6 protein-coding genes are annotated in these 6,000 nt (G+C 63.3%); 5 read left to right on the plus strand and 1 reads right to left on the minus strand.

All coding sequences use genetic code 11. The annotated features are described in order from the left end of the window. Positions 1-115: 115 nt before the first annotated feature. Positions 116-1,498, minus strand: a complete 1,383-nt coding sequence (gene cysS, locus RMO95_RS13810) for a cysteine--tRNA ligase (RefSeq protein ID WP_310451213.1) — start codon at positions 1,496-1,498, stop codon at positions 116-118. 254 nt (positions 1,499-1,752) lie between these two features. Here cysS and RMO95_RS13815 point away from each other — a divergent pair, with 254 nt between their 5' ends. Genes RMO95_RS13815 through RMO95_RS13835 form a run of 5 tightly spaced genes read left to right on the plus strand, consistent with a single transcriptional unit; the run spans position 1,753 to position 5,944 of the window. Continuing rightward, a complete protein-coding gene (locus RMO95_RS13815; RefSeq protein WP_310451214.1) occupies positions 1,753-2,808 on the plus strand; it encodes a tetratricopeptide repeat protein in 1,056 nt (351 codons plus the stop codon). Next, positions 2,808-4,052, plus strand: coding sequence for a murein L,D-transpeptidase family protein (locus tag RMO95_RS13820; protein WP_310451215.1), 1,245 nt, complete (start codon positions 2,808-2,810; stop codon positions 4,050-4,052). The genes RMO95_RS13815 and RMO95_RS13820 overlap by 1 nt, the downstream gene beginning before the upstream one ends. A gap of 53 nt (positions 4,053-4,105) precedes the next feature. Continuing rightward, positions 4,106-4,669: a peptidylprolyl isomerase gene (locus tag RMO95_RS13825; RefSeq protein WP_310451216.1), complete on the plus strand. Its 564-nt coding sequence runs from the start codon at positions 4,106-4,108 to the stop codon at positions 4,667-4,669. Between the two features lie 19 nt (positions 4,670-4,688). Beyond that, entirely contained in the window at positions 4,689-5,177 is a 489-nt protein-coding gene (locus RMO95_RS13830; protein WP_310451217.1) for a peptidylprolyl isomerase, read from the plus strand. A 17-nt stretch (positions 5,178-5,194) separates the two neighbouring features. After that, a complete protein-coding gene (locus RMO95_RS13835) occupies positions 5,195-5,944 on the plus strand; it encodes a UDP-2,3-diacylglucosamine diphosphatase (RefSeq protein WP_310451218.1) in 750 nt (249 codons plus the stop codon). The last annotated feature ends 56 nt before the right edge of the window (positions 5,945-6,000 follow it).

A 6,000-nucleotide genomic window follows, 5' to 3' on the forward strand; every position in this document is an offset into this window, starting at 1 on the left:
GGACGTGTGTTATGTCACATGGCCGCCGTCGTGCCGGCACCGGCCGTTGCGGGCCGCCCGGCCGCAAACCGCTCGCGCAAAACCTTTCCCACGACGCGACTATGCCGGAACCCGCTCAGGCCCTGCGCCAGGTGGTCCCCTGCGGTCCATCTTCGAGGACGATGCCGGCAGCCTTGAGTTCGTCGCGGATGCGGTCGGACTCGGCAAAATTCCTGGCCTTCTTCGCCGTACCGCGAGCGTCAACTCTTGCCTCGATTTCCGCGTTGCTCAGGCCGCCTTCGGGCGCGGCCTGCAGGAAGCCTTGCGCATCGCGCTGCAACAACCCCAGCACGCCACCCAGGGCCTTGAGCTGGCCGGCCAGTGCGGCGTCGCCGCGATTCACCAAGGTGGCCAGGTCGAACAGCACGGCCATGGCCTCCGGTGTGCCGAAATCGTCGTCCAGCGCCGCCTTGAAACGCTGGGCATGCGGCTCGCTCCAGTCGACCTCGACCTCGCCGGCGACGCCCTTGAGCGCGGTATAAAGCCGCGTCAGCGCGTGTCGCGCGTCGTCGAGATGGACGTCGGAATAATTCAGCGGACTGCGGTAGTGGGCGCGCAGGATGAAGAAGCGCACCACTTCAGGATCGAACTTTTTGAGGACCTCGCGGATGGTGAAGAAGTTGCCCAGCGACTTCGACATCTTTTCGTCATCGACGCGGACGAAGCCGTTGTGCATCCAGTAATTCACGAACTGGCACTGCTCATTGGCGTCCATGGCGCCTTCCGACTGGGCGATCTCGTTTTCGTGATGGGGGAACTGCAGGTCCTGGCCGCCGCCGTGGATGTCGAAGTGCCGGCCGAGCAATTCCGAACCCATCGCCGAGCACTCGATATGCCAGCCGGGACGTCCCGGGCCCCAGGGCGAGGGCCACTTGACCTCGGCGGGCTCGTCATCCCTGGCATGTTTCCACAGCACGAAGTCGAGCGGGTCGTGCTTGCCGGCCATGACATCGACGCGTTCACCGGCGCGCAGATCCTCCAGCGACTTGCCGGACAGCTTGCCGTAGCCGTCGAACTTGCGCACCGAGTAGCAGACGTCATGGCTCTCGGCAACATAGGCATAGCCATTGGTTTCCAGCGTGCCGATCATGTCCAGCATCTGCGCCACATAGTCGGTGGCGCGCGGCTCGGCGTCGGGCCGCAGCACGCCCAGTGCCGTCGCATCCTGGTTCATCGCGGCGATGAAGCGGTCGGTCAGCTGGCGTATGGTCTCGCCGTTTTCCTGCGCGCGACGGATGATCTTGTCGTCGATGTCGGTGATGTTGCGCACGTAGTTCAGGGCGTAGCCGCTGGCCCGCAGCCAGCGCGCGACCAGGTCGAACACCACCATTACGCGGGCATGGCCCAGGTGGCAAAAGTCATATACCGTCATGCCGCAGACGTACATATTGACCTGGCCGGGCTGAATCGGGACGAAGACCTGCTTTTCGCGGGCCAGGGTGTTGTATATCTTCAGCATGAGGAAAAATCTGTCCGGACGGCGGGGTAAGCGGGAAAAAGGCCACGAAAGGCCGGCATTATCAGCTCATTGATCAAACGCGGTCAGGTTGTGGGGAAGGCGGGCTTCTTGTTAGAATCCGAAGCTGAATCCCGCATGGTCTATCCCGGCGAAAACGCAGTTCCAGCGCAGGTTGACGCCTGTTTCAGCAGCACCAAGCGCAACGGCCGTAACTAAATTCATTTTCTGGCAACCGCCAACGAGAAGTATATACCATGACCCAATTCCGCCTCAATGCCGCACGCCTCATGGCTTCCGCCGCTTCTGTCGTTCTCCTCGCCGTTGCGCCGGCGGTCCATGCCGACGCCCTGCAGGACATCAGCAAGCAGATCAAGCAGGGGCAGCACGCCCAGGCGCTGGAACAGGTGGACAAATACCTCGCGGGCAAGCCCAAGGATGCGCAGGGCCGTTTCCTCAAGGGCATCGTGCTGGCCGAAATGAACAAGCCCAACGAAGCGATCGTGGTGTTCACCAAGCTGACCGAGGACTATCCCGAACTGCCCGAGCCCTACAACAATCTCGCGGTCATCTACGCCCAGCAGAAGCAATACGACAAGGCCAAGCAGGCGCTGGAGATGGCCATCCGCACCCATCCGTCCTACGCCACCGCCCACGAGAACCTCGGCGACATCTACGCCCGGCTGGCCAGCCAGGCCTATGACAAGGCCTTGCAGATCGATTCGTCGAACCCCAGCGCACAGAAAAAGCTGGCCCTGATCCGCGACCTGATGGGCACCGCCGGCCGTCCCGGCAAGACGACCAAGCCGATCGGCGACGCGCGCCCGGCGGAGCCCGTCAAGCTGGTTGAAGCGCCCAAGCCGCCGGCTCCGGTCGCCGCCGCCCCCGTCGCTGCCGCCCCTGTCGCGACGCCTCCAGCCGCAGCACCGGCCGCCGCGCCGGCCAAGCCCGCCGCAGAGAAGCCCGCTGCCGATGCCAACGCCGACATCGCGCGGGCCATCGACCTCTGGGCTGCCGCCTGGTCGCGCAAGGACACCAAGGCCTACCTGGCGACCTATGCCCGCGACTTCAAGACCCCGGCTGGCGAATCGCGTGCGGCATGGGAGTCGGAGCGGCAAAAGCGCATTGCCAAGCCCGGCGCGATCCAGGTCAGCGTCGAGAACCTGCGCGTGAGCGTCGATGGCGACACCGCCACGGCAAAGTTCCGCCAGCACTACAAGTCGGCCACGCTCAAGACCTCCAGCAACAAAGTGCTGCTCCTGGGCAAGCGCGATGGCAAGTGGCAGATCGTGCAGGAGCGGGTCGGTAGTTGATGCGCCACCTGTCGCGTTCCCTGGCGGCCGTCGCAGCCTGCGGATTGCTGATTGCTGCAGGCCTGGCGGAAGCTGCCGGCAAAACCCCGGGACATCTGAAGAAAGGCGCCCGCGCTACGGGCGCCGAAGTGCGGTACTCGGATTCCGGCCCGGAACCGTTGCTGGCAAAAGTATTCGATGCCATCGAAGGCAACCAGCTCGACCTCGCCATGCAGCAAACGGAAATGCTGATCAAGGCCTATCCGAACTTCCGCCTGGCGCATCTGGTCATGGGCGACCTGCTGCTGGCGCGCTCGCGCCCCCTGATGAGCTTTGGCGAAGGCGGCGGATCGGCGTCCGGGGAAAAAATCGCCGATTTGCGCGACGAAGCCATTGTCCGCCTCAAGGGCTACCGTACCAAACCGCCGGCCGACTATGTGCCGCGCTATCTGCTGCAGATGCATCCGGAACAGAAGCATGCCGTGGTGGTGGACACCCAGAAATCCAGGCTCTACCTGTACCAGAACGACCAGGGCACGCCGCGCTTCGTTGCCGACTACTACATCACGCAGGGCAAGCTCGGCGCCGACAAGGCGCGCGAGGGCGACAAGAAGACGCCGATCGGCGTCTATCACGTCACCTCCAGCCTGCCGCGAAAGAAACTCACCGACTTTTACGGCAGCGGCGCCTTCCCCATCAACTATCCCAACGAGTGGGACAAGCGCCAGGGACGCAACGGCCACGGCATCTGGCTCCACGGCACGCCCTCCGACACCTTTTCACGGCCGCCCAGGGCGTCCGACGGCTGCGTGGTGCTGGCCAACCAGGATCTCGACTCGCTGTCGAAAAGCCTGCAGATCGGCCTGACGCCGGTGATCATCAGCAACAGCATCGAATGGCTGTCGCTCGACGACTGGCAGAGCGAACGCAGTTCGCTGCTGAAGAATGTCGAAGAATGGCGATCGGACTGGGAAAGCCGCAATGTCGACCAGTACGCGCGGCACTATTCGCACAAGTTCAAAGCCGACGGCCACGGCTACAAGGACTGGATCGAACAGAAGCGCAAGGTCAATGCCGGCAAGAGCTGGATCAAGGTCGGCACCGGCAATATCAGCATGTTCCGCAATCCCGGCAAGGAAGAGCACGTTGTTGTAACCTTCGAACAGGACTACCGCTCCAGCAACCTTTCCGGCCAGATGAAGAAACGTCAGTACTGGATCAAGGAAAGCGGCCGCTGGAAGATCGTCTTCGAAGGCGCCGCCTAGCACCCGCCGCCTGACCGAATCGCCTTTCCCCCCACCCGTTCCCCGGAGATATCATGCACCGCCTGTTTCTGTTCGCTTTCGCATTTCTGTTCGGCATTGCCGCCCACGCCGCCAATCCCCAGGTCGAACTGAAGACCTCGCAAGGCACCCTGACCATCGAGCTATACCAGGACAAGGCACCCAAGACGGTGGAGAACTTCCTGCAGTACGCCAAGGACGGTTTTTTCAACGGCACCGTGTTCCACCGCGTCATTCCGGGTTTCATGATCCAGGGCGGCGGCTTCACGCCGGACATGAAACAGAAGGAAACCCGCGCCCAGATCCAGAACGAGGCCAAGAACGGCCTGAAGAACGAAACCGGGACGCTGGCCATGGCGCGCACCTCCGATCCGCATTCCGCCAGCGCGCAGTTCTTCATCAACCTCAAGGACAACAGCTTTCTCGACTATCCCGGCCGCGACGGCTGGGGCTACGCCGTGTTCGGCAAGGTCGTGCAAGGCTTCGACATCGTGCAAAAGGTTGCCACGGTACCGACGGCGAATGCCGGCCCGCACCAGAACGTGCCGACCACGCCGGTGCTGATCGAATCCGCCAGGCTGCTGCCGGCAAAGAAATAATTCACCAAGGACAAATCCCATGATCAAGCTCACCACCAACCACGGCGTCATCACCCTCGAACTCGATGCCGAGAAGGCGCCCAAGAGCGCCGCCAACTTCATCGCCTATGTCGAAGCCGGCCATTACGACAACACGATTTTCCATCGCGTGATCGACGGCTTCATGATCCAGGGCGGCGGTTTCGAACCGAGCATGGACCAGAAGCCCGTCCGCGAGCCGATCGAGAACGAAGCCAAGAACGGCCTCAAGAACGAGCGCTACACGGTCGCCATGGCGCGCACCTCGGACCCGCACTCGGCCACCGCGCAGTTCTTCATCAATGTCGGCGACAACGATTTCCTCGACAACGACAAATGCCAGGATGGCTGGGGCTATTGCGTCTTCGGTCACGTCGTCGAAGGCCAGGACGTGGTGGACCAGATCACGTCGGTGAAGACGGGCAACAAGGGCTTCCACCAGAACGTCCCGAAGGAAGACGTCGTCATCGAGCGCGCGGAAGTCGTCTAAGCCATCCCGGCGGCTCCATGCAAGCCATCGCCGGAACCGTCCGCTTCGTCTCCGATCTGCACCTGCGCGCGGAACGGCCAGACTTGGTGCAGCGCTTCGCTGCCTTCCTGGCCGACACGGCCGCCTCCAACGTCGATTCGCTTTACATACTCGGTGACCTGTTCGAGTACTGGATCGGCGACGACGACCTGGCCGATCCCTTCAACGCCGATGTCTGCAACCTGCTGCGCAGCACCGCCGACATGGGCACCAGCCTGTATTTCATTGCCGGCAATCGCGATTTCCTGATCGGCCCCCGCTTTTCCGCCGCCGCCCGCATGTTCCTGCTCGACGACACCGCAAGAGTCGGCGCCGGCGGCACGGCGACACTGCTGATGCACGGCGACACCGTGTGCACCGACGATCTGCCCTACCAGGAGTTCCGCCGCATGGTGCGCGGCGAGGAATGGCAGCAGCGTTTCCTCGCCCGCCCGCTGGCCGAGCGGCGTGCCGAAGTCGAAAGCCTGCGCCGGCGCAGCGCGGAGGCCATGCAGGGCAAGACCGCAGCCATCATGGACGCCAATCCCGACGCGATCCGGCAGGCGCTGACCGCCAGTGCGTGCATGCGCCTGGTCCACGGCCACACGCATCGACCCGGCCACGAACAAATTCAGTTGGCGTCGGGAAGCGCCGAACGCTGGGTCTTGTCCGACTGGGGCACGGGGCGCGGCGACGCGCTGGAAATCGGCCCCGGCGGCGAGATCCGCCGCATCGACCTCTCGGCCTAGTAGTCAGTCAACAAGGAAAAGGCGCATCCCCTGTAGGAGCGAGCTTGCTCGCGATA

This window comes from Sulfuritalea sp. (genome assembly GCF_031426875.1).
GTDB lineage: Bacteria > Pseudomonadota > Gammaproteobacteria > Burkholderiales > Rhodocyclaceae > Sulfuritalea.

Bases quoted from the DNA above. Each gene is read 5' to 3' on its own strand.
- cysS (WP_310451213.1), bottom strand. From the start codon at position 1,498: ATGCTGAAGATATACAACACCCTGGCCCGCGAAAAGCAGGTCTTCGTC.
- RMO95_RS13815 (WP_310451214.1), top strand. From the start codon at position 1,753: ATGACCCAATTCCGCCTCAATGCCGCACGCCTCATGGCTTCCGCCGCT.
- RMO95_RS13820 (WP_310451215.1), top strand. From the start codon at position 2,808: ATGCGCCACCTGTCGCGTTCCCTGGCGGCCGTCGCAGCCTGCGGATTG.
- RMO95_RS13825 (WP_310451216.1), top strand. From the start codon at position 4,106: ATGCACCGCCTGTTTCTGTTCGCTTTCGCATTTCTGTTCGGCATTGCC.
- RMO95_RS13830 (WP_310451217.1), top strand. From the start codon at position 4,689: ATGATCAAGCTCACCACCAACCACGGCGTCATCACCCTCGAACTCGAT.
- RMO95_RS13835 (WP_310451218.1), top strand. From the start codon at position 5,195: ATGCAAGCCATCGCCGGAACCGTCCGCTTCGTCTCCGATCTGCACCTG.